We start from the raw sequence: 26445 nt of genomic DNA, 5'->3' as shown, positions 1-26445 counted from the left end.
TATCACCAGCTTGCGAGACGTGTCACCTGTTTGCGCGCAATAATACGAGCCTGCTCATCCACCGCCAGCACCTCTTCCACGCTTTGTGGTTCGCGCAGATCCATCAACTCCAGTACCGACAAATTCAGCATAGCGATATCGGTGAAACGGATCTGCTGATTCAGAAATGCTTCAACGGTAATTTCATTGGCTGCATTGAGTGCCGTCGTCGCCGCCTGCCCTTGGTCAAAGGCATTCATTGCAAGCTTAAGACACGGATAACGATCGTAGTCAGGTTCACTAAACGTCAGGGAACTCAGCTTGCAAAAATCGAGTGGCTTCACGCCAGATTTCACGCGTTCAGGCCATGCCATTGCATGTGCAATTGGCGTACGCATATCCGGCTCTCCCAGCTGTGCCAGCACGCTGCCGTCCTGATAGCGCACCATCGAGTGAATCACCGATTGCGGGTGGATCAGCACTTCCATCTGTTTCGCCGACGCGTTAAACAGCCAGCGAGCTTCAATGTATTCCAGACCTTTGTTCATCATAGTGGCAGAGTCAACGGAGATCTTACGCCCCATTGACCAGTTCGGATGACGGCACGCCTGATCCGGCGTCATTGCGCTCAGTTCAGACAGTGGCGTTTCACGGAACGGGCCACCAGACCCGGTAAGCAAAATCGATACAACCCCATTCTGCTCCAGGTCAGCGTACCCCAGGTTCTGCTGAAAAGGTTGCGGTAAACTCTGAAAAATGGCGTTGTGCTCGCTGTCGACCGGCAAAAGTCGTGCTCCGCGCTGCTTAACCGCCTCCATAAACAGGCGTCCGCAGGTCACCAGCGACTCTTTATTCGCCAGCAGAACATCTTTACCGGCATCGATGGCGGCCAGCGTCGGCAGCAACCCGGCCGCGCCAACAATGGCGGCCATCACCTGATCGACCTCATCCAGCGCGGCCATCTCACAGGCAGCCTGCTGCCCGCTCAGAACCTCAGTACGACTGCCCTTCTCTTGCAGAACGGCTTTCAGCTGGCGGGCGCTCTCTTCGTCATCCATTACCGCATAGCGGGGCGTAAACTCCAGACACTGCTCAACCATTCGCTGCACATTCTTCCCGGCCACCAGTGCTGTCACGGTGTAAAGCGCAGGGTTGTGGCGTACAACGTCGAGAGTGCTGCAACCGATAGATCCGGTTGAGCCAAGGAGAGTTAAATGCTTCATGAGATGCCCGAAAAAGTTAGACCAGATAAAAGCAAAACGCCGCCAGCAAGACCCGAAGTCCCTCTGAACGGCGTTTATCAGTGTAAGACAGAAATCAGAACTGCATCAGTTCCGCTTCTTTATCTGCCAGCGCCGCATCAATTTTCTTGATGGCAGCGTCAGTCATTTTCTGAATGTCGTCCTGTGAACGACGATCGTCATCTTCACTGATCTCTTTTTCTTTCAGCAGCGCTTTCACTTTATCGTTAGCGTCGCGACGGACGTTACGCACGGAAACACGACCCTGCTCAGCTTCGCCACGCACGACTTTGATCAGGTCTTTACGACGCTCTTCGGTCAGTGGAGGCAGTGGAACACGGATATCAGCACCCGCAGAGCTTGGGTTCAGACCGAGGTCAGATGCCATGATCGCTTTCTCAACCGCCGGGCCCATAGAGCGATCGAACACGTTGATTTTCAGCGTGCGGGTATCTTCTACGGTCACGCTCGCCAGCTGGCGCAGAGGGGTAGGCGTACCGTAGTACTCTACGATGATGCCATCCAGCAGGCTTGGAGAAGCACGGCCAGTACGGATTTTGCTGATTTGGGTTTTGAACGCTTCTACGCATTTTTCCATGCGTACTTCAGCATCTTTTCTGATGTCGTTAATCACGTTACGAATCCTTGAAAACTTGTCTCAGGCAGACTATCCGCCAGCACAGTGCTACAGGTGTGCTAAGTATAGTCGCGTTTAATTCATGACAACGCCAATGGCGCGTCCGGGTAAGATACCACTTCAAAATAAAGCGGAATCTTACCTGTATTTATCGCCGACGGAAATTATTCCGTGATCAATGTGCCTTCTTTTTCGCCCATGACCACGCGGCGCAGTGCGCCAGGCTTATTCATATTGAAGACACGGATCGGCAGTTTGTGGTCGCGAGCCAGCGTGAAGGCGGCAAGATCCATCACTTTCAGCTCTTTTTCCAGCACTTCGCTGTAGGACAGCTGATCGTACATGGTGGCAGAGGGATCTTTTGCCGGGTCGGCGGTAAACACGCCATCCACTTTGGTTGCTTTCAGCACCACATCGGCTTCGATTTCGATACCGCGCAGGCAGGCAGCGGAATCGGTTGTAAAGAACGGGTTACCCGTACCGGCGGAGAGGATCACCACGCGGTTGTTGCGCAGCAGGCTGATCGCTTCTGCCCAGCTGTAGTTATCGCAAACGCCATTCAAAGGAATAGCGGACATCAGGCGGGCATTCACATAGGCACGATGCAACGCATCACGCATTGCCAGACCGTTCATCACGGTTGCCAGCATACCCATATGGTCGCCCACAACGCGGTTCATCCCCGCTTTCGCCAGACCAGCACCACGGAAAAGGTTGCCACCGCCAATGACCACGCCGACCTGAATACCCAGTTCGACAAGTTCTTTGATCTCCTGTGCCATGCGGTCGAGAATGCTTGCGTCAATACCGAAGCCTTCCGATCCCTGCAGCGCTTCGCCACTCAGCTTAAGCAGAATGCGTTTGTACACGGGTTTTGCATTGGTAGCCATGTTTCTTTCCTGAGACTGTCAACGATTAAGATGGGGGTTAATTCTGGCGACATAGTATGTCGCATACCAGCACAGCGATACGGGATCCTGTCTGATTTTCGTCTGACGGGTGACAAAAAGAAGCCGCCCTCAGGCGGCTCCTTTTTCATCATTAAGACTGCTTGGACATTGCAGCAACTTCTGCTGCGAAGTCAGTCTCAACTTTCTCGATGCCTTCGCCCACTTCGAAGCGGATGAAGCCAGTTACGTCAGCGTTGTGCTCTTTCAGCAGCTGAGCAACGGATTTGCTTGGATCCATAACGAAAGGCTGGCCAGTCAGAGAAACTTCGCCGGTGAATTTCTTCATGCGGCCTTCAACCATTTTCTCTGCGATTTCTTTTGGCTTACCAGACTGCATCGCGATGTCCAGCTGAACCTGGTACTCTTTCTCTACCACTTCAGCAGACACGTCTTCTGGCTTAACGAATTCTGGTTTGCTTGCAGCGATGTGCATTGCCAGCTGTTTAACCAGCTCTTCGTCAGCGCCTTTAGCCGCAACCAGAACACCGATACGCGCACCGTGCTGGTAAGAACCCAGAACGTCGCCTTCCAGGGACGCTACGCGACGGATGTTGATGTTCTCACCGATTTTAGCAACCAGCGCAACACGTTCTTCTTCGAACTGTGCTTTCAGAACTTCAACGTCAGTGATTTTGCCAGCAACAGCTGCGTCCAGAACTTTGTTAGCAAACGCCTGGAAACCACCATCTTTAGCAACGAAGTCAGTCTGGCAGTTAACTTCCAGAATGATGCCGTAGTTGCCGTCGATTTTAGTGATGATCACGCCGTCAGCAGCAACGTTGCCTGCTTTTTTAGCTGCTTTGATCGCACCGGATTTACGCATGTTTTCGATTGCCAGCTCGATGTCGCCGTTCGCTTCAGTCAGCGCTTTTTTGCAATCCATCATGCCTGCGCCAGTACGCTCGCGCAGCTCTTTTACCAGGGATGCGGTAATTTCAGCCATTCTTAAATCCTCGGGAGATGTGAACTGCCCGGCCTGCGGCCAAACAGTATAAATTGAAAAAAGGGGCCGATAATGGGCCCCTATTCATACACGGTACTAATAAGGGGTGAAACCTTATTATTCAGCTTCTACGAAGCTTTCTTCCGCCTGAGAAGCCAGATCCTGGGAACGGCCTTCACGAACGGTAGCAGCTACAGCGCTCAGGTACAGGCTAACAGCACGGATTGCGTCGTCGTTACCCGGGATAACGAAGTCAACACCGTCCGGATCGGAGTTGGTATCAACGATAGCGAATACCGGGATACCCAGGTTGTTAGCTTCTTTGATTGCGATGTGCTCGTGGTCTGCATCGATTACGAACAGCGCGTCTGGCAGGCCGCCCATATCTTTGATACCGCCCAGGCTGTTTTCCAGCTTGTCCAGCTCACGAGTGCGCATCAGCGCTTCTTTCTTAGTCAGCTTGTCGAAAGTACCGTCCTGAGACTGGGTTTCCAGATCTTTCAGGCGCTTGATGGACTGACGAACAGTTTTCCAGTTGGTCAGCATGCCGCCCAACCAGCGATGGTTCACGAAGAACTGGTCGCAGCTGTTAGCAGCATCTTTCACAGCTTCGCTTGCAGCGCGCTTAGTACCAACGAACAGAATCTTACCTTTACGGGAAGCGATCTTGTTCAGCTCAGCCAGGGCTTCGTTGAACATTGGTACAGTTTTCTCAAGGTTGATGATGTGAACTTTGTTACGCGCGCCGAAGATGAAAGGCTTCATTTTCGGGTTCCAGTAACGGGTCTGGTGACCGAAGTGAACACCAGCCTTGAGCATGTCGCGCATGGAAACAGTTGCCATGTTTAAAACCTCTATATTGAAAGTTGGGGTTATGCCTCCACGTATCCCATATTACCGACCCCGAAGGGCACCCCGGAATATGTGCCGATACGTGTGTGTTGTTACACAAAGTGAGATATATCGCTCCCGTCCAGCCTGTGTATCTGAGATGGATCGGAAGTCCGGCGCGCTTTATACCACAAATCACGACCAGAAACCAATAATTGTTGGCGTAGTGTGCTGTTAATGATTCTCAGTTTGGCACGGGGTGCGCCTGACTGATACCATTGACGGTACTAAGACTAGTATTGTCGAAAAAATCGACACCGATGGACAGATTACATGGCTATCTCTATTAAGACCCCTGAAGAAATTGAAAAGATGCGCGTCGCCGGTCGTCTGGCCGCGGAAGTGCTGGAAATGATCGAGCCGTTCGTGAAACCGGGCGTCAGCACCGGCGAACTGGACCGCATCTGTAACGACTATATCGTTAACGAGCAGCACGCGGTCTCCGCCTGCCTCGGCTACCACGGTTTCCCGAAATCCGTCTGCATTTCTATAAATGAAGTGGTGTGCCACGGTATTCCGGATGACGAAAAACTGCTGAAAGATGGCGACATCGTCAACATCGACGTCACCGTCATTAAAGATGATTACCACGGTGACACCTCGAAGATGTTTATCGTGGGCAAGCCAACCATCCTGGGTGAGCGCCTGTGTAAAGTGACGCAGGAGAGCCTCTACCTGGCGCTGAAGATGGTGAAACCGGGCATTCGCCTGCGCACCATTGGTGCCGCTATCCAGAAGTTTGTCGAAGCGGAAGGTTTCTCCGTGGTTCGCGAATATTGTGGTCACGGCATTGGCCGCGTCTTCCACGAAGAGCCGCAGGTTCTGCACTACGATGCGGATGACGGCGGCGTGGTGCTGCAAAAAGGGATGACCTTCACCATCGAGCCGATGGTCAACGCGGGTGACTACCGTATCCGTACCATGAAAGATGGCTGGACGGTGAAAACCAAAGACAGAAGCTTGTCTGCACAGTACGAGCATACTATTGTGGTAACAGACAACGGCTGCGAAATTATGACGTTGCGCAAGGATGACACTATCCCGGCAATACTGACGCACGATGAATGATAAAAAAGCCGGCAAATGCCGGCTTTTTTAATGGCGATAGCTTTTTCTTATGGGTGGCGCACGATGAGTAATCTATTACCCGAACAGTATGCTAACACAGCACTTCCCACCCTTCCCGACCAGCCCGATAACCCGGGCGTCTGGGCGCAGCACGAGCTGAGCTGTGCCGGCATCAAAGCTCATATGGATGTCTTCCAGCGCTGGCTGGGAAGCGCGTTTGATGCGGGCATTTCCGCCGAACAGCTCATTGAAGCGCGCACCGAATTTATTGACCAGCTTCTGCAACGCCTGTGGATTGAGTACGGGTTCGGGCAGGTCAGCGACGTGGCGCTGGTTGCCGTCGGGGGCTATGGCCGCGGTGAGCTGCATCCGCTTTCCGATATTGACCTGCTGATCTTAAGCCGCAAAAAGCTGCCGGACGAACAGGCGCAGAAGATTGGCGAATTGCTGACGCTGCTCTGGGATGTGAAGCTGGAAGTCGGCCACAGCGTACGCACCCTGGAAGAGTGCCTGCTGGAGGGACTATCGGATCTGACCGTTGCCACCAACCTGATTGAAACCCGCCTGCTGATCGGCGACGTCGCGCTGTTCCTGGAACTGCAAAAACACATATTCAGCGACGGCTTCTGGCCATCAGAAAAGTTCTTCGCCGCTAAGGTCGAGGAACAAAATCAGCGCCACCAGCGCTATCACGGCACAAGCTATAACCTTGAACCGGATATCAAAAGCAGCCCCGGCGGCCTGCGCGATATCCACACATTACAGTGGGTAGCCCGTCGCCACTTTGGCGCCACCTCGCTGGATGAAATGGTGGGTTTTGGCTTTTTAACCGAGGCCGAGCGAAACGAGCTCAACGAGTGTCTGCATCTACTGTGGCGCATTCGTTTTGCCCTTCATCTTGAACTTAATCGCTACGATAACCGTCTGTTGTTCGACCGCCAGCTCAGCGTGGCCCAGCGCCTTCACTACAGCGGCGAAGGTAACGAACCGGTTGAGCACATGATGAAGGATTTCTTCCGCGTGACCCGACGCGTTACCGAACTCAACCAGATGTTATTGCAGCTGTTCGACGAAGCTATTCTGGCGCTGACGGCCGACGAAAAACCGCGCCCCATTGATGACGAGTTTCAGCTACGCGGTACGCTTATCGATCTGCGTGACGAAACGCTGTTTATGCGCGAGCCGGAAGCGATCCTGCGGATGTTCTACACCATGGTCCGCAACAGCACGATCACCGGGATCTACTCCACCACCCTGCGCCATTTGCGCCATGCGCGCCGCCATCTGACGCAGCCGCTGTGCTATATCCCGGAAGCGCGTTCGCTGTTCCTGAGCATGCTCCGCCATCCGGGCGCCGTCAGTCGCGGGCTGCTGCCAATGCACCGTCACAGCGTACTGTGGGCCTATATGCCGCAATGGTCGCACATTGTCGGGCAGATGCAGTTCGATCTGTTCCATGCCTATACGGTGGATGAACACACGATCCGCGTCATGCTCAAGCTGGAGAGTTTTGCGAAAGAAGAGACGCGCTCCCGCCACCCGCTGTGCGTTGAGCTGTGGCCACGGTTGACCCATCCGGAGCTGATCCTGATTGCCGCCCTGTTCCACGATATCGCCAAAGGTCGCGGGGGGGACCACTCGGTGCTCGGCGCGCAGGACGTGCTGAAGTTTGCCGAACTGCACGGTCTGAACTCACGTGAAACACAGCTGGTGGCCTGGCTGGTGCGCCATCATCTGCTGATGTCAGTCACCGCACAGCGTCGTGACATTCAGGATCCTGAAGTAATCAAGCAGTTTGCAGAAGAGGTACAAACAGAAAACCGTCTGCGCTATCTGGTCTGCCTGACGGTGGCCGATATCTGTGCCACCAACGAAACGCTGTGGAACAGCTGGAAGCAGAGCCTGCTGCGTGAACTGTACTTTGCGACCGAAAAACAGCTGCGCCGCGGAATGCAAAACACGCCGGACATGCGTGAGCGCGTGCGCCACCATCAGTTGCAGGCTCTGGCCCTGCTGCGGATGGACAACATTGATGAAGAGGCGTTGCATCAGATTTGGGCCCGCTGTCGTGCCAACTACTTTGTCCGTCACAGCCCAAACCAACTCGCCTGGCATGCGCGGCATCTGCTGCAGCATGATTTGTCGCAGCCGATGATCCTGCTCAGCCCGCAGGCGACGCGCGGCGGTACCGAGATCTTTATCTGGAGCCCGGACCGCCCTTATCTGTTTGCTGCGGTATGCGCTGAACTGGACAGACGAAACCTGAGCGTGCACGACGCGCAGATTTTCACCACCCGGGACGGCATGGCGATGGACACCTTTATTGTGCTGGAGCCAGACGGCAGCCCGCTGTCGTCGGATCGTCATGAGGGGATACGTTTTGGTCTGGAGCAGGCCATCACTCAGCGCAGCTGGCAGCCGCCGCAGCCGCGTCGTCAGCCCGCGAAACTGCGCCACTTTACCGTCGATACCGAGGTCAATTTCCTGCCGACCCACACCGATCGTAAATCGTTCCTGGAGCTCATTGCGCTGGATCAGCCAGGTCTGCTCGCCCGCGTCGGCCAGGTCTTTGCCGATCTGGGAATTTCGCTCCACGGGGCCCGAATTACAACCATTGGCGAGCGAGTAGAAGATTTATTTATAATCGCAACAGCGGACCGGCGTGCCCTTAATAATGACCTGCAACTTGAAGTGCAACAACGGTTGACAGCAGCCCTCAATCCAAACGATAAAGGGTGACGTGTTTTTTAGTGAAATGGAAAGAGTAAACAATGCAGCAGTTACAGAACGTTATTGAGTCCGCTTTTGAGCGTCGCGCCGAGATTACCCCGGCAAATGTGGATACCGTTACCCGCGAAGCGGTTAACCAGGTGATTTCTCTGCTGGATTCCGGCGCGCTGCGTGTAGCAGAAAAAATCGACGGTCAGTGGGTCACTCATCAATGGCTGAAGAAAGCCGTGCTGCTCTCTTTCCGTATCAACGATAACCAGGTTATCGACGGAGCTGAAAGCCGCTACTTCGATAAAGTGCCAATGAAATTCGCTGATTACGACGAAGCGCGTTTCCAGAAAGAAGGCTTCCGCGTAGTGCCACCTGCTGCGGTGCGTCAGGGCGCGTTCATCGCCCGTAACACCGTACTGATGCCATCCTACGTAAACATCGGTGCCTATGTAGACGAAGGTACCATGGTGGATACCTGGGCTACCGTGGGCTCCTGCGCGCAGATCGGTAAAAACGTTCACCTCTCCGGCGGCGTCGGCATCGGTGGCGTACTGGAACCCCTGCAGGCTAACCCAACCATCATCGAAGACAACTGCTTCATCGGCGCGCGCTCTGAAGTGGTAGAAGGCGTGATCGTTGAAGAAGGCTCAGTAATCTCTATGGGCGTTTACATCGGTCAGAGCACCCGTATTTATGACCGTGAAACCGGCGAAATCCATTACGGCCGTGTTCCGGCAGGCTCCGTGGTTGTTTCCGGCAACCTGCCGTCTAAAGATGGTAAGTACAGCCTGTACTGTGCGGTTATCGTGAAGAAAGTGGACGCGAAAACCCGCGGTAAAGTGGGCATCAACGAATTGCTGCGCACCATCGATTAATCGGATATAACAAAAAGCGGGGGCAACCCCGCTTTTTTCATATCTGAGGGTGGCGAAAATAGATTTTTTCGTTAATTATTCAAAGGTTATGTTGAGATCAAAGGTACCGCTATGTACGATAATCTGAAAAGTCTGGGCATTACCAATCCTGATGAAATTGATCGTTACAGCCTTCGCCAGGAAGCCAACAACGACATTTTAAAAATCTATTTTCACAAGGACAAAGGAGAGTTTTTCGCCAAGAGCGTGAAGTTTAAATATCCACGCCAGCGTAAGACCGTCGTCGCAGACGGTGTAGGACAGGGATACAAAGAGGTTCAGGAAATCAGCCCCAACCTGCGCTATGTGATCGATGAACTCGATCAGATCTGCCAGCGCGACCGTACCGAAGTCGATCTCAAGCGTAAGATCCTTGACGATCTGCGTCACCTTGAAAGCGTTGTGACTAATAAGATCAGCGAGATTGAAGCGGATCTTGAGAAATTAACGCGTAACAAATAAGTTGGGTGCGGGCCTGATGCCCTCACCCCGGCCCTCTCCCACAGGGAGAGGGAGAAAACCATCATATAGGCCGGGTAAGGCGAAGCCGCCACCCGGCAAACAGCATCATCGCTGTTCATCCAGCTGCAACGCCACATACAGCAGCAGTCTGTCGTCAAAACTTCCCAGATCCAGCCCTGTCAGCTCCGAAATCCTGTTGAGCCGATACTCCAACGTGTTGCGGTGAATGAACAGCGCTTTCGACGTCGCCAGCGGCTGCACGTTATGCCGGAACCACGCCTGTAGCGTCCGGCGCAGCAGGCCATTGTTGTCCATCGCTTTCAGACGCGCGAGCGGACGCGCCAGCTCATTGGCCTGCCAGCCACCGCGCAGGCTGTCGAGCAGTACCGGCAGCATCAGATCCTGATAAAAATAGCTGCGGCTTTCCGGCATTCGCTGTTTACCCACCATCATCGTGGTACGCGCCGTACGCCATGAGCGGGCGATACTGCCAGGCCCGGTAAAGTAATTCCCCAGGGCGACGCGAAAACGCAGCTGACCATTCTCTTTCATACGGGAAATTAACTGCTCCACACGACGACGGTGATCTTCCGCATCCCAGCGACCGAACGCGTTAAGCGCCGGCTTGAGCACCACCATTTCCGTCAGGGATACAATCGCCACCAGGTTGTCGCGCTCCGGCGTTGCCAGCGCGTTTTGTAGCTGCTGCAATTCAGCCATCGCGCTATCGACCCCCAGTTGGCCGCTATCCACCTCAATCACCGCCACGACGCGCGGTTGGTTCAGGTCAATACCCAGACGCTGCGCCCACTCGCTCAGCGCAGGCGTATGCTCCTCTGCCTGAATCAGGTTCATCACCAGCTCTTCGCGCAGACGGCTGTCCTGGGCCAGCAGGTGCATCAGGCGCGACTGCTCCAGCATCATCTCCGCCGTCATGCAGACCAGCTCGCCATATTTACGCAGTGATTCGGGTTCACCGGTCAGGCCTATTACGCCAACAATTTCCCCTTCAAGGCGCAGCGGTAAATTGATGCCCTGACGGACGCCGTGCAGGTGTTTCGCCACGGCATCATCGATATCCACGACCCGCCCCTGGGAAAGCACCAGCAGTGCACCTTCGTGCAATTCCCCAATACGCTCGCGATCGCCGCTGCCAATAATGCGCCCGCGGGCATCCATTACGTTGATATTGGTATCGATGATGCGCATGGTGCGCGCCACGATATCCTGCGCCATTTTGGTATCAAGATGCCAGCCAGCCATGTAACCCTCCTGTGAGCAGAGCTCAAGCATAGGGGAGTTCGGTTACGGTCGCATTGTGCGAATGCACAAAATCAGGCAGTGAAGTATGGACTTGTGGGAAGGGTCACAGAAACAAAAAAGCCCCTGCTTACATCACGCAGGGGCTTACGAGGATTATTGCATCAGAAGATAGATAGAGGTATCACCACGCTGAATATTCAGCGCCAGCACGGATGGTTTGCTGTCGAGAATTTTACGCAGTTCAGCGATGTTTTTCACCGGCTGCTGGTTAGCACCCATGATCACATCACCTTTTTTCAGGCCGATACGGGCTGCCGGGGAATTCGCTTTCACGTTATTCACCACCACGCCTTTATCTGCACCTTTGTTGCTCATCTCCGCCCCTTCAATACCGCTGAAGATGGTGCTGGAATCAACCTGATTCTGACTGCTCTGCTGCAGCTCCAGACTCACGTTAACCGCCTTACCGTCACGCAGCAGGCCAAGGGTGACTTTGCTGCCAATTGGCATTGAGCCCACTTCGGCACGCAGGGCGGCAAAGCTGCTGATCGGTTTACCGTTCAGGGAGGTGATCACATCCCCGGCTTTAATCCCCGCTTTTGCTGCGGAGGAGTTCGGCATAACCTGGCTCACGAACGCGCCGCGCTGGGCGTCAACTTTCATCGCTTTCGCTAGCTCAGAGTTCAGCTCGGTACCCATGATACCCAGCTCACCGCGTTTCACCTGGCCGTACTGCACCATCTGCGCGGTCAGGTTTTTCACCATATTACTTGGGATAGCAAAACCGATACCGATGTTGCCGCCGTCCGGTGCCAGGATGGCAGTGTTAATACCAATCAGCTCACCGTTCAGGTTCACCAGCGCACCGCCGGAGTTACCGCGGTTGATCGCCGCATCCGTCTGGATGAAGTTTTCATAGTTCTCCGCGTTCAGGCCGCTACGGCCCAGCGCTGAAACAATCCCCGAGGTCACGGTTTCGCCCAGACCGAACGGGTTACCGATGGCCACGGTGTAGTCACCGACACGTAGCGCGTCGGAGTCGGCAATTTTAATCGCCGTCAGGTTTTTAGGATCCTGAATCTGGATCAGTGCGATATCAGAGCGTGGGTCCTTGCCCACCACTTTGGCGTCAAATTTACGCCCGTCGCTCAGCTGAACCTTAATGCTGTTGGCGTTATCCACCACGTGGTTGTTGGTAACGACATACCCTTTCGCGGCATCAATAATAACCCCCGAGCCAAGCGCCATGAATTTCTGCTGCTGGCCGCCGCCCTGGCCGTCATCCCCTGCGCCACCGCCCTGACAGAACGGAGAACTCTGGAATGGCGAACCGTCCTGGCAGAACGGCGAGTTATCGCCGAAGAACTGCTGGAAGTTACGCGGCATACGCGGCGTATTGACGGTCGTGCTGCCCTCAACGTTAATACTCACCACCGATGGCATCACTTTTTCGAGCATCGGTGCCAGGCTTGGCATCTGCTGCGCGGTTGCTGCCGATGACGCGGTCTCGGCTGCAGTAGCAGTCAGAGGAGACAGCGCTAAACCTAAACTCAGAGCCAGTGCACTCATTGCTAATGTGGTTTTTTTCATGTTTCTCAATCTCGATTTACAGATAACGCAAAATTGCTGTGTAACTCAGATTCGTTTTATACCGCTTAGTTCCGGCGATAAGTTTATGGAAAAAGTAAAAATTTATTGGTCGTCTTTACAAAACTCCGGGATTATTCCACCGCCATCAGCTTGCGGTACTCATCCCAGGCATACAAATCGGTCATTCCGCTGATATAGTCCTGGATGAGACGACAGCGATAATAATATTCGAGCACCGGCCACTGCGGTGAGTGGCGATCCAGTTTGCCGATGGCTTCAACGTAAGCCAGACGATGACGGGTAGAAAGTTTCTGATAAAGCCGGGACTCAATCGGTATTCGTCGCACGCGCTCTTGTTCCACCAGCTCGCTGAATTCATCGACCGACAATTGCAGCAGAGGGCGATATATTTCCAGTAAGCCGCTGATTACCCGGTATCCCTGTAGCTCTAACTGTTCGACATCGGGGTGGCTGAATACATGACGCATCGCGACATGTTTATATAACTCAAGCAACTGGCTGAAGCTGCTGTCATCCTCCAGCAAGGCATGATTGAACTCGCCGCTAAAAATCATCGGCAAATTATCAATAAAGCGCGAGGCGGCGTAAGGCACCAGTTTATTTAATGTATTGACCCGCAAATACATAAAGAACTGATCTTCGGTGCTCCGGCTTAATGTATTTGCACGCGATTTTTCCCAGGCATTTTCGACCACCTGGGCAAACAGCGAACCTTTTTCATGTTTCCCCCATGCATCATAAAGATGCTGATAAAGCTCCTCGACGCTAAATATTCTTTTTTCAACCGCGTCTTCCAGGTCAGCAACGCAATAGGAGATGTCATCGGCGGCTTCCATAATCCACGTCAACGGGAAGCGGCCATTTGCAGTCAATGAAAGTTCTTTACGTAACCGCTCAATATAGCCCTCTTCGGAGAGGTAATAGCCCGGCTTTTTCATCAGATAGCTGTGCGAAGCGGGCGTTTCGCCCATCCACCAGGCGGGACGGGTATATTTGAGGATGCATCCCACCTGTGCCCAGGTCAGATTCATGCGCATCAGGGAGTGCACCAGTCGTATCCCCTGCGCATTGCCTTCAAAATGACAGAGATCCTGACGCACCTTACGACGCAGATCGTTTAGCCCATCTTCGCCTTCACGCAAGCGTAAATCCCGCACCACGCAGCGGTCATCACTGAGTGGCTGGCTGACGGCATCCGACGGGAAGAGTCGCTGCCTGAACCAGTCGTTGATCGCCGCCTCACCAAAGTGACCAAACGGGGGATTGCCGATGTCGTGCATCAGGCAGGCCATCTCAACAATACTTTCAAAGGGCCCGGTCAACTCATCCAGACCGTAGGTTTCCAGCAAGCGCTGCTCTTTGAGACGGCTTAAAATCTCTTTGGCAATGTAGCGCCCCACCTGCTGAACTTCCATTGAGTGGGTAAGGCGTGTGCGCACGGCAGCGTTACGCTCAAGCGGAAACACCTGGGTCTTTTGCTGCAGACGACGAATGGCAGGCGAGTTAATGATCCGCCCGCGATCGCTTTCGAAGATACGCAGGATCTCATGTTCGCTCTTTTCACCCTGCGGCGAACGGAAACGTCGGTGCCAGTTAATTTTGGTGCGAAAATCGATCTGTGACATGTGCTCCCCCGCGTGAGAATGCGTTTCCCCTTAAGCGCATGATAGACTATGCATCTTAACAAGGCACATCGCGAGTAAATCTATGAAAATCGGCATTATTGGTGCAATGGAAGAAGAAGTTACGCTGCTGCGTGACAAAATTGAGAACCGTCAGACTCTCTCTCTGGGGGGTTGTGAGATCTATACCGGTCAACTGAACGGTGTTGACGTGGCTCTGCTGAAATCAGGCATCGGTAAGGTTGCTGCTGCGCTGGGCGCAACGCTGTTGCTTGAGCGCTGTAAGCCAGACGTGATCGTTAACACCGGCTCTGCAGGCGGTCTGGCACCGACCCTGAAAGTGGGTGATATCGTCGTCTCCGATGAAGCGCGTTACCACGATGCAGACGTTACCGCATTCGGCTACGAATACGGTCAGCTTCCGGGTTGTCCGGCCGGCTTTAAGGCCGACGATAAGCTGGTTGCGGCGGCAGAAGAGTGCATTGCTGAGCTGAACCTCAACGCCGTACGCGGCCTGATTGTGAGCGGTGATGCCTTCATCAATGGCTCCGTCGGCCTGGCAAAAATCCGTCACAACTTCCCGCAGGCTATCGCCGTTGAGATGGAAGCGACCGCGATTGCCCACGTTTGCCATAATTTCAACGTCCCGTTCGTGGTGGTCCGCGCCATCTCTGACGTGGCCGATCAGCAGTCTCATATCAGCTTCGACGAATTCCTGGTTGTCGCGGCAAAACAGTCCACCGTGATGGTGGAGAGCCTTGTGCAGAAACTGGCTCGTGGCTAAACATGCCATCAGGGCGCTGGTCGCCCTGCTTCTGCTCGCACCGGCCTGGCTCTGCGCCGCGCCGCGTGTGATTACCCTCTCCCCCGCTAACACCGAACTGGCGTTTGCCGCCGGCATCACCCCCGTTGGTGTAAGCAGCTTTTCCAATTACCCACCGCAGGCCGCACAAATTGAACAGGTCGCAACCTGGCAAGGGATGAACCTTGAGCGCATCGTGGCGCTTAAGCCCGATCTCGTGCTCGCCTGGCGTGGCGGCAATGCAGAGCGGCAGGTTAATCAACTGACGTCGCTTGGGATCAAGGTCATGTGGGTGGATGCCGTGAGCATTGAGCAGGTCGCGCAGGCGTTACGCGCTCTGGCGCCCTACAGCCCAACCCCGGCCAAAGCCGAGGATGCGGCAAAACAACTGCTCAGCGACTATGCGGCACTAAAAGCAAAATACGATACCCCCGTTAAAAAGCGCATCTTTCTGCAGTTTGGCAGCCAGCCGCTGTTCACCACCGGGAAAGGCTCCATTCAGAATCAGGTCCTGGAAGTGTGCGGCGGAGAAAATATCTTTGCGGCCAGCCGGATACCGTGGCCTCAGGTCAGCCGGGAACAGGTTCTGGCTCGCCGACCACAGGCGATCGTTGTGGTCGGAAATGCGAGCGAGATTCCTAAAATTGAACAATTCTGGCAAAGCCAGCTAAAAATTCCGGTGATCCCCCTCACCAGCGACTGGTTTGAACGCGCCAGCCCGCGTATTATCCTCGCCGCAAAACAACTCTGTGCCGCACTGGCCGAGAGTCATTAACATAAGACCCCCTTCGAGGATTTAACGATGCTCGTTTATTGGCTGGATATTCTTGGCACAGCCGTTTTTGCTATCTCCGGCGTCCTGCTCGCCGGAAAGCTGCGCATGGATCCGTTTGGCGTGCTGGTGCTTGGCGTGGTGACCGCCGTAGGCGGTGGAACGATCCGTGATATGGCGCTGGATAATGGCCCGGTGTTTTGGGTGAAAGATCCCACCGATCTGGTGGTGGCGATGGTCACCTGCCTGTTAACCATCGTGCTGGTTCGTCAGCCCCGCCGCTTACCAAAATGGATCCTCCCGGTGCTGGATGCCGTCGGGCTGGCTGTGTTTGTCGGCATTGGGGTGAATAAAGCCTTTAATGCGGGTACAGGGCCCATGGTTGCCATCTGCATGGGCGTGCTGACTGGCGTAGGCGGCGGGATTATTCGCGATATTCTGGCACGAGAAGTGCCGATGATCCTGCGTACCGAAATCTATGCTACGGCCTGCATTATTGGCGGGATTGTACACGCCACGGCGTACTATACCTTTGCGATACCGCTGGAAAATTCAGCCATGCTGGGAATGGTGGTGACGCTGGCGATACGTCTGGCGGCGATACGCTGGCACCTTAAATTGCCGACGTTCGCGCTGGATGAGAATGGAAGATAAACGCAAAACGGTAACCGCAAGGTTACCGTTTTTAATCTTTTCTCCCTCTCCCTGTGGGCTGAGGGATCCCCATAAAATAATGCCTGCACGGAGGACCCCCTCTCCCTTGAGGGAGAGGGTTGGGGTGAGGGGGAACATATGGGTGTAGAGGTCATTCCGTTCACTTTATGTTCCTTGCTACTCTGTAACGGCATGACTTGTGAACGTGCCAGGGCGGCTCAATCGCCGCCGCCCTGGCGACCCGGGCTCCCGGCGGTAAATCGCCGCTTCGCGGTGCCCTCGGCTTATTCCTTCCGGCTTATCGGGGACGGGCGGATGTAACGTCCCTGTAAAGCCGCCCTCTCGGCGCATCCATGCGCCTCGCCCCGGCCTGCAGGAAACGCCTCAGCGATTTACAGCCGGACCAGGGCGTCGCTGTAAATCATTCATTTTCCTGAAACAACATTCATCGCTTTCGGTAAAAAATTACTGGGGAACCCTCAGCCCTGTGGGAGAGGGCCGGTGTGAGGGCATCAGCCCGCCCCCGCTTAAATACTGAACGAAGACCCACACCCGCAGGTGCTGGTGGCATTTGGGTTCGTCACCACAAAGCGTGAACCTTCCAGACCTTCTGTGTAATCTACCGAACCGCCCACCAGATATTGCAGGCTCATCGGGTCAACCACCAGCGCGACGCCCTGTTTCTCGATAGTCATATCGCCGTCGTTAACCTGGTCGTCAAAGGTAAAACCATACTGGAAGCCGCTGCAGCCGCCACCGGTAATATAGACACGCAGTTTCAGATCCGGATTGTCTTCGTCGGCAATCAGGGTTTTCACTTTGTTGGCTGCTGCTTCGGTAAACTCCAGCGGCAACGCTACGTCATCACTCATCTTATGCTCCCATGAATACTGCTACTGCAATTGGGTAAAATTCACCCAATTCTTTTTGTCATTATCTAATACCCTGGTAATTCATTCAAGTATTCTGCATTGCGGCCCGTTCTGCCTCCTGCTTCGCCAGGGTGCGTGCAAGAATGGTGGAGTATAGCGGTTTTCCACCCAGGAATTGGGCTAATAGTGTCGCGCCGAGACAGGTAATGATCATTGGCAAAATGAGCTGGTAATTATCCGTCATCTCCAGCACCAGCACGATGCCGGTCAGCGGCGCGCGCAGGGAGGCCGCCAGCAGCGCCCCCATTCCGGCAACGGCAAAGGTGCCCGCATCCAGATGGTATGCCGGAAAACCGACCTCAGCGGCCATGCCAAAGGCAGTACCAAGCAGCGTCCCCAGCGCCAGCATCGGTGCAAAGATACCGCCAGGCGCACCGGAGGAAAAACAGAGCACCGTCGTGATGACGCGAGAAATAAACATAAACAGAAGCAGACCCACGCTGAAGTTGCCCGCAGCCGCAATCGGGATCAGCCCGAACCCGCCCCCCGCCGCGTTCGGTTCAATGAACCCCAGCACGCCGCACAGGCCGCCCAGCAGACCGCCCATCAACACCCACTTCGTGGTATTCCCGCCGTGGATGCGCTGGAACATATCCTGCATACGCAGAATAAAAGTGTTAAACAGCGGGCCGACAATGCCGAATATCATGCCGAGGATCAGGTACAGCCACAGCGTGTTGACCGGCGCATTGGTCAGTTTGCCCACTTCGATCACCGGGCTTTCGCCATTGAAAATGCGAAACACAATGCTCGACATGATCACACCGGTAAAGACCGCTTTGATCGAGATAAGGTTGTAACGGAACTGGGCGCGCATCTCTTCGATGATAAACAGGATCCCCGCCAGCGGCGCGTTAAACGCCGCCGAAAGCCCCGCAGCGGCACCTGTCGCCAGCAGCGTATGGCGCGCTTCCGCGCTGCGCATCCGGAACAGATCCCCCACCATGCGCCCGACGTTCCCGCCCAACTGCACGGTTGGCCCCTCTCGGCCCAGTACCATACCCGCACCAAGCGTTCCCATGCCGCCGATAAACTTCACCGGGATGACGCGCCACCAGCGCACCGGGCGCAGCTCTTCCAGCGCGCCTTCAATTTCAGGGATCCCGGAACCGCCCGCTTCCGGCGCAAATTTACGCACCAGAAAGTAGCCCACCATGGCAAATAGCGCGGACAACCCGAACGCCCAGACCCAGACCAGCCATCCTTTGTCGGCGAAACCGGCCACCGTACCAATACGCCAGTTCAGCACCGCATTGACTGCCTTTTCAAAGGCGACGCCCGCCAGCCCGGCGAGCGTACCGACTACAGCGGCGGCCAGTAAAATTGCCAGCGGTGTCTTATCGCGGTTAAGCAAGCGCCGGATACTGATCCGGTGTTGCGCGCGCCGGAACTGTTGTTCTTCAAAAGAGGGAGAGTCTGCTTTCATTAACATGTCTTTTCGTCATACAAATCGCCGCAGGGATTTTACCAGAGTGCGTCAGGTCGTCCCGTGAAAAATACTTAAAAATTGTTTAGCAATGAAAGGGGGCAAAAATTTCATTACCTTCCGCGGATCACTTAGAATAGTGTGCTTAATCATTTTATACGAACCAGGAACGACGCCATGAGCAAGTCTGAAAACCTCTACAGTGCAGCCCGCGAGCTTATCCCGGGCGGCGTGAACTCGCCTGTTCGCGCCTTTACCGGCGTAGGCGGAACGCCGCTGTTTATTGAACGTGCTGATGGCGCGTACCTGTTTGATGTCGACGGCAAGGCCTATATCGATTACGTCGGCTCCTGGGGCCCGATGGTGCTGGGTCACAACCACCCAGCCATCCGCAATGCGGTGATTGAAGCGGCCCAGCGCGGCCTGAGCTTCGGCGCGCCTACCGAGATGGAAGTCAAAATGGCGGAGCTGGTGACCGAGCTGGTGCCAACCATGGACATGGTGCGTATGGTGAACTCCGGTACCGAAGCCACCATGAGCGCTATTCGTCTGGCGCGCGGCTTTACCGGTCGCGACAAAATCATCAAGTTTGAAGGCTGCTACCACGGCCATGCGGACTGCCTGCTGGTGAAAGCGGGTTCCGGCGCACTGACCCTTGGCCAGCCAAACTCCCCGGGCGTACCGGCTGATTTCGCGAAACACACCCTCACCTGCACCTATAACGATCTGAACACCGTTCGTGCGGCATTCGAGCAGTATCCACAAGAGATCGCCTGCATCATCGTTGAGCCGGTTGCGGGCAACATGAACTGCATTCCACCGCAGCCCGATTTCCTGCCGGGCCTGCGCGCCCTGTGCGATGAATTTGGCGCGCTGCTGATTATCGACGAAGTGATGACCGGTTTCCGCGTCGCGCTCGCGGGTGCCCAGTCATATTATGGCGTAGAGCCGGATCTGACCTGTCTCGGCAAAATCATCGGCGGCGGTATGCCGGTGGGCGCGTTCGGGGGGCGCAAGGATGTGATGGAAGCCCTGGCACCAACGGGGCCGGTTTACCAGGCGGGTACGCTCTCCGGTAACCCGATTGCTATGGCGGCGGGCTTCGCCTGCCTGACAGAAGTCTCCCAGCCGGGCATTCACGAAACCCTGACTGAGCGCACGACGCAGCTGGCAAACGGTCTGCTGGAAGCGGCAGAAGAGGCGGGTATTCCGCTGGTGGTAAACCACGTGGGCGGGATGTTCGGGATCTTCTTCACGGAAGCCCAAACCGTGACAAGCTATCAGGACGTGGTGAAGTGCGACGTTGAACGCTTCAAGCGTTTCTTCCACCTGATGCTGGAAGAAGGCGTCTACCTGGCGCCGTCTGCTTTTGAAGCTGGTTTTATGTCCGTGGCGCACAGCGAAGAGGATATCAATAACACCATCGACGCGGCGCGTAAGGTGTTTGCGAAGTTGTAAGCACGTGCGGCGTGATGCCCTCACCCCGGCCCTCTCCCACAGGGAGAGGGAGCAAACCCTAAAACGTCAATCTTAGGATTGACGTTTACTTTTATTACCGACTCTGCTTTCTCAACAGATAAATAAAATACGGCGCGCCGATAAAGGTCGACAGCAAACCCGCCGGGATCTGATACGGGAACAGCACCATTCTTCCGCACCAGTCCGCCACCACCAGCATCACCCCGCCCGTCAGGGCAGACATCACGATATGCGGCATTGTCCGACGGAATCCCATCATTCTGGCGATATGCGGCGCCATCAACCCAACAAAACTCAGTGGACCAATGGTCATGGTGGCCGTGGCCGTCAGGCACGCCGCCAGCAGTAACAGCGCGACGCGCGTTGGCGTTAACGCCATGCCGACCGCACGTGCGGTTTCGCCCCCCAGCGGCAGGATCGTCATCCAGCGGCGGCACAGGGGCACAATCGCCAGCAGCACGATCATCACGATCCCGGAATGCACCACCTGACTGCCGGTGGCGTTGTACGTTGAGCCGGAGATCCAGGTCAGGATCTTCGCCATCCGCGGATCGCCGCTCGCCTGCAGCATCATCAGCAGCATGGTAAAGGCGGTGCTGAGCGCCATCCCGGCCAGCAGCATCCGGTGAGGCGAAAACCCGCCGCGGCCTGACGCAATCAGAATGATCATCAGCGTCATCGCCGCCCCGATGCTTCCGGCAGGCATCAGCCAGCCAAAGGCATTTCCCGGCACAAGGAACAGCATCAGCACCACGCCAAACGCGGCTCCCGAACTGATACCCAGCACTTCCGGGCTGGCCATCGGGTTGCCGGTCAGGCGCTGGATAATACAGCCCGCGACCGCCAGCATCACCCCGGCAATCAACGCCGAGAGGATCCGCGGCCAGCGCCACTGCAGCAGCTCATGGAGCAAATCGCCCGTTGCCCAGTGCCAGCCCGTCGCATCGCGCCCGAAAGCAAGCGCCACAAACGAGACGATGATCAGCACCGCCAGCCCGGCGAGGCTGAACCACAGCACCGACTGACGCTCGGCATAAACTTTATCCCCCGCGTCCATCGCGGGAGCGCTCATGCTGCGCAGACGTGGCAACAGCCACAGCAACAGCGGCGCGCCAACCAGTGCCGTTACCGACCCGGTAGAGACTTCCATCCAGACGCGCGCCAGCCAGAGAATGATTTGATCGGAAAGCCAGAGGATCAGCGCTCCAATTAGCGGGGCCAGCAGCAGTCGCGCCAGCAGGCGACGCGCACCGAGCATTTTTGCCAGCAGCGGGGCAAACAGCCCGATAAAGCCGATAATCCCAACCGCATTAACCAGCAATGCGCTGAGGACAATCGCCAGCGTCAGCGCCGCCAGACGCGCCAGGGAGAGCGCCAGCCCCAGATTACGGGCTACGCCGTCATCCAGCCCCATCAGCGTCAGCGGACGTAACAACAGCAGCGTCAACATGGCGCCGCCAACAAGCTGCGGCCACAGGCGCTGCACAATACTCCAGTCGGTCTGGGTCAGCGTGCCGGTACTCCACAGGAACATGCTTTGCAGCTGATCGTGATGAAACAGCACCAGCAGCTGGTTGATTGCCCCACAGTAGAGGCTCACCACCAGCCCTGCGAGGATCAGCGTCACTGGCGAGAGGCGTTTCCCCCACGCCACGCCGAAGACCAGCGCGCCTACCACGCACGCGCCCGCAAGCGCGGCAAACTGCGAGGTTAACGCCCCAGGCAGTGCCCACAGCGTGGTCACCGTGATCCCAAGCTGGGCGCCGGTCGCGACGCCAAGCGTTGTAGGCTCGGCCAGCGGGTTACGCAAAACCTGCTGGAACAGGACGCCCACCAGCCCTAACCCGGCCCCGACCAGCAGCGAAATCGCCAGACGCGGCAGCAGGCTGTAGTGGAACAGCATTTGCTGAATATTATCGATATCCGGCGCAGCCAGGGCCGCGCCCCACTGCCCGCGCGGTAAGGCGGTCGAGAGGTTAAACCAGGTCAAAGCCAGCGCGGTCAGGAAAATCAGAGCCAGCAACAGCGCCGGGAAACGGGCAATACGCGTACTCATGCTTTTCCCCCCAGCGCGTTATCCAGCACCCGGGCGAAGTGCATGGCCGACAGCGTCGCGCCGTAGAACCAGACCGCCGGTGCACGCGTAAAGCGTTGCTCACGCACGAACGGCATCGCCTGCCACAACGGTGTCGCCATCAGCGCCTGCATTTCACGCTCGTTGCCGTGATCGAAGCACAATACGTCCACATCGCGGAACGCCGCCAGACGGTCGATACCGACGGCGGTGCTGCCCCAGAAGGTCATCTCCCCTTCCCAGGCATTAGGAATGCCAAAGCTATCGAGCACTTCCTGGAACAGACAGTTTTTGCCGAAGACCAGCATATGGCGCGCATCCAGCAGCGTCACCATCAGCAGCGGGCGGTCTCCGCGATGGGCAAAACGCGGCTTCAGGGAGTCAATCAGAGCATCAAACTCAGCGAAATGTTGTTTGGCTTCCGCCTCACGGTTGAGGAAATGCGCCATCTCGTTGATGGATTTTTTCGCCATCGTCAGCGGTTTTTTACCGTCACTGAAGGAGAACCCCCGCCCAGGGGCAATACGCGCCATTGTCTCTTCTGACGGGCCATACCCCGCGGACCAGAACAGAAATGACGGCTTCATCTGCGTCAGCAGCTCAAGGTTAGGCTCCGTACGCAGACCAATGTCAATGACCGAATCGGGTAGCGCCGGCTCGTTCACCCACAGCCGGTAGTTGGGAATATCGGCCACGCCATACGGCGTGACGCCCAGCGCCATCATCAGTTCAACAGGCAGCCACTCCAGCGCCACAATACGGTGCGGATCGACGGCAGCAGCCCGCGCGAGGTTCATCTTTAACAGCAGCGGTGAAAGTGCCATGGCCGTCAGCAGGCGACGGCGGCTCAACAAGGTAGAATTCAGCATCAGTAAACAAAGCTCACCGGAGCAGCCCCGCCAGGATGAGGCAGGATCCCCATAGGAATACCGTAGATGTGTTCCAGCGTTTCGCTCCGCATCAGTTCAGACGGCGAACCCTCGGCAATCATCTCCCCGCCGCGAAGGGCGACAAGATAATCACAGTAGCGCGCCGCCATGTTGATATCGTGCAGCACCGCGATAACCGTCAGGCCACGCTGCTGGCTCAGGCGATGAACCAGCGCGAGAACATCAACCTGGTGAGCAATATCCAGTGCGGAAGTGGGTTCGTCGAGCAGCAGGCAGCGGCTGTCCTGCGCGACCAGCATCGCAATCCACGCGCGCTGACGTTCGCCCCCGGAAAGGCTGTCGACCAGACGGTGCGCCAGCGGCTTTAATCCCACCAGCGCAATCGCTTCTTCCACTTTCTCTCTGTCGGCGACACCGAAGCGCCCGAGTGCGCCATGCCACGGATAACGCCCGATTGCCACCAGCTCACGCACCGTCATCCCTTCTGCCTGGGGCAATTGCTGCGGCAGATAGGCGACTTTGCGCGCAAAGGCTTTACTGCTCCAGCTCTCCAGAGGCTGTTCGTCCAGCAAAATATCCCCTTCAGAAGGCGGCTGATGACGGCCCAGCATTTTAAGTAACGTCGATTTACCGGAACCATTGTGACCAATCAGGCCGGTAACTTTACCTGCGGGGAACGTCAACGAGAGCGGATGCAGCAAGGTGCGCCCGGGAACACGAAAGGAGAGTTGATTGAGCGTAAAGGTGGTATCGGATTGCGTTTTATTATCCTGCATATCAGCCAACTTAAATAAAAAGGGCACGGCGAACCGTGCCCGAAGAGAGATTAGAAGCGGAAGGTCGCGGTAGCCACAACCTGACGTCCTGCTCCCCAGTAGCATGCGTATTCGCTATAGCAGCTGGAAACGTACTCGCGGTCAAAGATATTGTTCACGTTAACGCCAACTGAAGAGCCTGGCAGCCCAAAACGCGCCAGATCGTATTTCACCGTCGCGTCCGCCAGCGCGTAACCCGCGACGTTAAACGATTCGTAGGCTTTCGGAGACGTTGAGGAGTAGTAGGAAACGGTGTTGCCGATATAGCGCGCACCCGCCCCCAGCGTCAGACCGCTCAGTGCCGTCTCGTGGAAGGTGTAATCCGCCCACAGAGAGGCCATGTTACGTGGCACTTCCGCCGGGCGGCGGCCTTCAAACCAGGTATCGTGAGTGTATTTCGCATCGGTGAAGCTGTACGAGGCAGTCACATTCACATTGGCTGATACGGCCGCTTTCGCTTCCAGCTCAACACCACGGGAACGAATTTCGCCCCCTTGTACGCTGAAGCCGCTGGTCGGGTTGGCCGGATCGGCCGTCAGATTATTGTTTTTGGTCAGCTGATACACCGCTGCCGTGACCACAACAGGCAGATCTTTCGGTACGTATTTCACACCGGCTTCATACTGCTTGCCGCGTGCCGGATCGAACGGTTTTCCGCCCTGAGTGGTACCCGAAATCGGTTCGAATGATTCGCTATAGCTGAAGTACGGCGTGATACCGTTGTCGAACAGGTAGTTAATCCCGCCGCGCCAGGTGAATGCCTGATCGTTAATTTCCGCGGTAGTACCGGTAGTACGGGTCAGCGCAGAGGTTTTCGCAAAATCATAGCGACCACCCATTGTCAGTACCCACTTATCCCACTCAGCCTGATCCTGAGCGTACAGACCTGTTTGTTCCTGACGATTAAGCACTTTGTACAGGTAGTAAACATCGACGTTCGGATTGCCGTACGCAGGCTTTGTCATGCTGATCGGATCGGCAGTACCGTAGTCTGCGTTGATGTCATTACGCATACGAAGGTAATCGACCCCGGTTAAGAGGGTATGATCCACAGCGCCGGTCGCGAATTTTGACTGGAGCTGAGTATCCACGGTGAACGAGTTGAGATCTTCGTCTGAACGTACATACGCGCGGCTGATTTGCGCCGGGGCAATATAGCCGTTGCCGTAGACGGAACGATACAGCGTGTTGATTTTGGTGTAGCGCAGGTTTTGACGCAGGGTAAAGGTGTCATCAAACGCATGCGAGAAGCTGTATCCCACCATTTTCTGGCGACGGGCGATCTTATTATCCTCTTCCCCTTCGTTGAAATTGGTCGGCAGCTTGTGCGCTTTACCGTTGGCATCATAGTAAGGCACAACGGTACCTTCCCGCGGCAGCCAGCCGTAATAGCCCGCATCCGGATCGCTCTGGAAGTTGCTCAGGAAAGTGAAATCGGTTTTATCGTCAGGACGCCAGCTGAAAGCCGGTGCAATGGCATAGCGGGTGGATTTGGCCATCTCCTGCTGCGCATTTTCACTACGGCCCAGACCGGTCAGGCGGTATGACCACACGCCGTCATCATCAATTGCATCGCTGAAATCGAACCCGGTCTGCCACAGGTTATCGGTGCCCATCTTGAACTGAATTTCTTTCAGCGGCTCAGTGGTCGGTCGCTTGCTGACCATGCTCACAACACCGCCCGGATGGCTTTTGCCGTACAGTACAGATGTTGGGCCACGCAGCAGCTCCACGCGCTCAAGGAAGTACGGATCCATGGACGCTTCAGAATAGTTATCGCCCTGCAGCTTCATCCCATCGAGATACTGGTTGGTATTCACGGTGCTGGAAGTGGTGAAACCACGAATCGACACCACATCATATGTCGTTGAGGCGCCGCGGGTGGCAAAAACGCTCGGCGTATAAGCCAGCGCTTGCTTCACCGTTCCCGGCTGCTTCATGTCAATTTCTTCACGCGTGACGACGGAAATCGACTGCGGCGTCTTTTCTATAGGTGTATCGGTCTTGGTTGCCGTTGCGGTACGTTTCGCCGCAATCGTTGGTGCAGGCCCCCAGGCACTTTCCTGTGCAGCCGGAGCGGCAGTGACAGTGATAGTTTCTTCTTTTTTCGGGGTTTCGGCAGCATGGGTATAAGCAGACATGCCGGCAACCGCTGTGGCTACGACAACTGCGATTTTACGCAGCGACGTGTTAATTGGCTGAGCAGTATTGGAAAGCGCCATGGTGTATCTCTGATAGAAAAGTGAATGATAACGTAAACGAGAATTATTATTATGACCGCAGCATAATAGGCGAAACG

At 55.7% G+C, this 26445-nt stretch carries 22 protein-coding genes; 8 read left to right on the top strand and 14 right to left on the bottom strand.

Features of this window, described 5'->3' with window-relative positions; translation table 11 throughout:
• Positions 1 to 2 precede the first annotated feature (2 nt).
• The 5 genes from ispC to rpsB form a co-directional block, all read right to left on the bottom strand.
• The gene (gene ispC, locus ACQG2G_RS04055; protein WP_047360383.1) at positions 3 to 1202 is read right to left on the bottom strand and encodes a 1-deoxy-D-xylulose-5-phosphate reductoisomerase; all 1200 of its coding nucleotides are present in this window, start codon (positions 1200 to 1202) and stop codon (positions 3 to 5) included.
• A 94-nt stretch (positions 1203 to 1296) separates the two neighbouring features.
• Complete coding sequence (frr, locus tag ACQG2G_RS04050) at positions 1297 to 1854, bottom strand: ribosome recycling factor (protein WP_008501909.1); 558 nt, start codon at positions 1852 to 1854, stop codon at positions 1297 to 1299.
• A 167-nt stretch (positions 1855 to 2021) separates the two neighbouring features.
• Positions 2022 to 2747, bottom strand: a complete 726-nt coding sequence (pyrH, locus tag ACQG2G_RS04045; protein WP_003856194.1) for a UMP kinase — start codon at positions 2745 to 2747, stop codon at positions 2022 to 2024.
• A gap of 151 nt (positions 2748 to 2898) precedes the next feature.
• Complete coding sequence (tsf, locus tag ACQG2G_RS04040) at positions 2899 to 3750, bottom strand: translation elongation factor Ts (RefSeq protein WP_008501911.1); 852 nt, start codon at positions 3748 to 3750, stop codon at positions 2899 to 2901.
• Between the two features lie 117 nt (positions 3751 to 3867).
• Positions 3868 to 4593, bottom strand: a complete 726-nt coding sequence (gene rpsB, locus ACQG2G_RS04035) for a 30S ribosomal protein S2 (RefSeq protein ID WP_013095653.1) — start codon at positions 4591 to 4593, stop codon at positions 3868 to 3870.
• Positions 4594 to 4914: 321 nt separating this feature from the next.
• Between rpsB and map the strand changes: the two genes are divergently transcribed.
• From map to ACQG2G_RS04015, 4 genes are all read left to right on the top strand, one after another.
• On the top strand, positions 4915 to 5709 hold the full coding sequence (gene map, locus ACQG2G_RS04030) for a type I methionyl aminopeptidase (protein ID WP_013095652.1): 795 nt from the start codon (positions 4915 to 4917) through the stop codon (positions 5707 to 5709).
• A 63-nt stretch (positions 5710 to 5772) separates the two neighbouring features.
• On the top strand, positions 5773 to 8448 hold the full coding sequence (glnD, locus tag ACQG2G_RS04025) for a bifunctional uridylyltransferase/uridylyl-removing protein GlnD (protein ID WP_038418715.1): 2676 nt from the start codon (positions 5773 to 5775) through the stop codon (positions 8446 to 8448).
• Between the two features lie 32 nt (positions 8449 to 8480).
• Positions 8481 to 9305 carry a 2,3,4,5-tetrahydropyridine-2,6-dicarboxylate N-succinyltransferase gene (gene dapD, locus ACQG2G_RS04020; RefSeq protein WP_013095650.1) on the top strand — a complete coding sequence of 275 codons (825 nt, stop codon included), beginning with the start codon at positions 8481 to 8483 and terminating at the stop codon, positions 9303 to 9305.
• Between the two features lie 111 nt (positions 9306 to 9416).
• Positions 9417 to 9806 (top strand): DUF3461 family protein, encoded by a 390-nt coding sequence (locus ACQG2G_RS04015; RefSeq protein WP_008501916.1) that lies wholly within the window; start codon positions 9417 to 9419, stop codon positions 9804 to 9806.
• A gap of 105 nt (positions 9807 to 9911) precedes the next feature.
• Here the strand turns inward: ACQG2G_RS04015 and cdaR are convergent, their stop codons facing one another.
• The 3 genes from cdaR to dgt all read right to left on the bottom strand — a co-directional run bounded on the left by cdaR (position 9912) and on the right by dgt (position 14305).
• Complete coding sequence (cdaR, locus tag ACQG2G_RS04010; RefSeq protein WP_013095649.1) at positions 9912 to 11069, bottom strand: DNA-binding transcriptional regulator CdaR; 1158 nt, start codon at positions 11067 to 11069, stop codon at positions 9912 to 9914.
• Positions 11070 to 11222: 153 nt separating this feature from the next.
• Positions 11223 to 12659, bottom strand: a complete 1437-nt coding sequence (gene degP / locus ACQG2G_RS04005; protein ID WP_013095648.1) for a serine endoprotease DegP — start codon at positions 12657 to 12659, stop codon at positions 11223 to 11225.
• A 131-nt stretch (positions 12660 to 12790) separates the two neighbouring features.
• Positions 12791 to 14305: a dGTPase gene (gene dgt, locus ACQG2G_RS04000; protein ID WP_038418713.1), complete on the bottom strand. Its 1515-nt coding sequence runs from the start codon at positions 14303 to 14305 to the stop codon at positions 12791 to 12793.
• An 82-nt stretch (positions 14306 to 14387) separates the two neighbouring features.
• Here dgt and mtnN point away from each other — a divergent pair, with 82 nt between their 5' ends.
• The 3 genes from mtnN to ACQG2G_RS03985 are packed head-to-tail and all read left to right on the top strand — an operon-like array spanning position 14388 to position 16530.
• Positions 14388 to 15086 carry a 5'-methylthioadenosine/S-adenosylhomocysteine nucleosidase gene (gene mtnN / locus ACQG2G_RS03995; protein WP_013095646.1) on the top strand — a complete coding sequence of 233 codons (699 nt, stop codon included), beginning with the start codon at positions 14388 to 14390 and terminating at the stop codon, positions 15084 to 15086.
• Positions 15079 to 15879, top strand: coding sequence for a vitamin B12 ABC transporter substrate-binding protein BtuF (gene btuF / locus ACQG2G_RS03990; protein ID WP_047023380.1), 801 nt, complete (start codon positions 15079 to 15081; stop codon positions 15877 to 15879). Before mtnN ends, btuF begins: the two co-directional genes overlap by 8 nt.
• Positions 15880 to 15906: 27 nt before the next feature.
• Positions 15907 to 16530 carry a TRIC cation channel family protein gene (locus ACQG2G_RS03985; RefSeq protein ID WP_013095644.1) on the top strand — a complete coding sequence of 208 codons (624 nt, stop codon included), beginning with the start codon at positions 15907 to 15909 and terminating at the stop codon, positions 16528 to 16530.
• Positions 16531 to 17057: 527 nt separating this feature from the next.
• On the opposite strand, the gene erpA is transcribed toward ACQG2G_RS03985, so the two are convergent.
• Together erpA and clcA are read right to left on the bottom strand one after the other, a co-directional pair.
• A complete protein-coding gene (erpA, locus tag ACQG2G_RS03980) occupies positions 17058 to 17402 on the bottom strand; it encodes an iron-sulfur cluster insertion protein ErpA (RefSeq protein WP_013095643.1) in 345 nt (114 codons plus the stop codon).
• Positions 17403 to 17487: 85 nt separating this feature from the next.
• The gene (gene clcA, locus ACQG2G_RS03975) at positions 17488 to 18888 is read right to left on the bottom strand and encodes a H(+)/Cl(-) exchange transporter ClcA (RefSeq protein WP_038418710.1); all 1401 of its coding nucleotides are present in this window, start codon (positions 18886 to 18888) and stop codon (positions 17488 to 17490) included.
• Positions 18889 to 19065: 177 nt separating this feature from the next.
• Here clcA and hemL point away from each other — a divergent pair, with 177 nt between their 5' ends.
• Complete coding sequence (gene hemL / locus ACQG2G_RS03970) at positions 19066 to 20346, top strand: glutamate-1-semialdehyde 2,1-aminomutase (RefSeq protein ID WP_038981245.1); 1281 nt, start codon at positions 19066 to 19068, stop codon at positions 20344 to 20346.
• 94 nt (positions 20347 to 20440) lie between these two features.
• On the opposite strand, the gene fhuB is transcribed toward hemL, so the two are convergent.
• Genes fhuB through fhuA form a run of 4 tightly spaced genes read right to left on the bottom strand, consistent with a single transcriptional unit; the run spans position 20441 to position 26368 of the window.
• Complete coding sequence (fhuB, locus tag ACQG2G_RS03965; RefSeq protein WP_369118560.1) at positions 20441 to 22423, bottom strand: Fe(3+)-hydroxamate ABC transporter permease FhuB; 1983 nt, start codon at positions 22421 to 22423, stop codon at positions 20441 to 20443.
• Positions 22420 to 23310, bottom strand: a complete 891-nt coding sequence (fhuD, locus tag ACQG2G_RS03960; RefSeq protein WP_058661958.1) for a Fe(3+)-hydroxamate ABC transporter substrate-binding protein FhuD — start codon at positions 23308 to 23310, stop codon at positions 22420 to 22422. The genes fhuB and fhuD overlap by 4 nt, the downstream gene beginning before the upstream one ends.
• Positions 23310 to 24107: a Fe3+-hydroxamate ABC transporter ATP-binding protein FhuC gene (gene fhuC / locus ACQG2G_RS03955; RefSeq protein WP_023620747.1), complete on the bottom strand. Its 798-nt coding sequence runs from the start codon at positions 24105 to 24107 to the stop codon at positions 23310 to 23312. The genes fhuD and fhuC overlap by 1 nt, the downstream gene beginning before the upstream one ends.
• A 50-nt stretch (positions 24108 to 24157) precedes the next feature.
• A complete protein-coding gene (gene fhuA, locus ACQG2G_RS03950; protein ID WP_038981238.1) occupies positions 24158 to 26368 on the bottom strand; it encodes a ferrichrome porin FhuA in 2211 nt (736 codons plus the stop codon).
• Between the last annotated feature and the right edge of the window lie 77 nt (positions 26369 to 26445).

This window comes from Enterobacter cloacae complex sp. 382A5 (assembly GCF_050031095.1).
Lineage (GTDB): Bacteria > Pseudomonadota > Gammaproteobacteria > Enterobacterales > Enterobacteriaceae > Enterobacter > Enterobacter cloacae.
The sequence above is the reverse complement of the archived record's forward strand: the minus strand, read 5'-3'. Positions and strand labels throughout refer to the sequence as shown.

What these genes read in the sequence shown, in the direction of transcription:
- fhuD (WP_058661958.1), bottom strand. Translation starts at nt 23,310, where the DNA reads ATGCTGAATTCTACCTTGTTGAGCCGCCGTCGCCTGCTGACGGCCATG.
- ispC (WP_047360383.1), bottom strand. Translation starts at nt 1,202, where the DNA reads ATGAAGCATTTAACTCTCCTTGGCTCAACCGGATCTATCGGTTGCAGC.
- fhuC (WP_023620747.1), bottom strand. Translation starts at nt 24,107, where the DNA reads ATGCAGGATAATAAAACGCAATCCGATACCACCTTTACGCTCAATCAA.
- mtnN (WP_013095646.1), top strand. Translation starts at nt 14,388, where the DNA reads ATGAAAATCGGCATTATTGGTGCAATGGAAGAAGAAGTTACGCTGCTG.
- dgt (WP_038418713.1), bottom strand. Translation starts at nt 14,305, where the DNA reads ATGTCACAGATCGATTTTCGCACCAAAATTAACTGGCACCGACGTTTC.
- glnD (WP_038418715.1), top strand. Translation starts at nt 5,773, where the DNA reads ATGAGTAATCTATTACCCGAACAGTATGCTAACACAGCACTTCCCACC.
- hemL (WP_038981245.1), top strand. Translation starts at nt 19,066, where the DNA reads ATGAGCAAGTCTGAAAACCTCTACAGTGCAGCCCGCGAGCTTATCCCG.
- fhuB (WP_369118560.1), bottom strand. Translation starts at nt 22,423, where the DNA reads ATGAGTACGCGTATTGCCCGTTTCCCGGCGCTGTTGCTGGCTCTGATT.
- degP (WP_013095648.1), bottom strand. Translation starts at nt 12,659, where the DNA reads ATGAAAAAAACCACATTAGCAATGAGTGCACTGGCTCTGAGTTTAGGT.
- ACQG2G_RS04015 (WP_008501916.1), top strand. Translation starts at nt 9,417, where the DNA reads ATGTACGATAATCTGAAAAGTCTGGGCATTACCAATCCTGATGAAATT.
- cdaR (WP_013095649.1), bottom strand. Translation starts at nt 11,069, where the DNA reads ATGGCTGGCTGGCATCTTGATACCAAAATGGCGCAGGATATCGTGGCG.
- erpA (WP_013095643.1), bottom strand. Translation starts at nt 17,402, where the DNA reads ATGAGTGATGACGTAGCGTTGCCGCTGGAGTTTACCGAAGCAGCAGCC.
- clcA (WP_038418710.1), bottom strand. Translation starts at nt 18,888, where the DNA reads ATGAAAGCAGACTCTCCCTCTTTTGAAGAACAACAGTTCCGGCGCGCG.
- tsf (WP_008501911.1), bottom strand. Translation starts at nt 3,750, where the DNA reads ATGGCTGAAATTACCGCATCCCTGGTAAAAGAGCTGCGCGAGCGTACT.
- pyrH (WP_003856194.1), bottom strand. Translation starts at nt 2,747, where the DNA reads ATGGCTACCAATGCAAAACCCGTGTACAAACGCATTCTGCTTAAGCTG.
- fhuA (WP_038981238.1), bottom strand. Translation starts at nt 26,368, where the DNA reads ATGGCGCTTTCCAATACTGCTCAGCCAATTAACACGTCGCTGCGTAAA.
- dapD (WP_013095650.1), top strand. Translation starts at nt 8,481, where the DNA reads ATGCAGCAGTTACAGAACGTTATTGAGTCCGCTTTTGAGCGTCGCGCC.
- ACQG2G_RS03985 (WP_013095644.1), top strand. Translation starts at nt 15,907, where the DNA reads ATGCTCGTTTATTGGCTGGATATTCTTGGCACAGCCGTTTTTGCTATC.
- map (WP_013095652.1), top strand. Translation starts at nt 4,915, where the DNA reads ATGGCTATCTCTATTAAGACCCCTGAAGAAATTGAAAAGATGCGCGTC.
- rpsB (WP_013095653.1), bottom strand. Translation starts at nt 4,593, where the DNA reads ATGGCAACTGTTTCCATGCGCGACATGCTCAAGGCTGGTGTTCACTTC.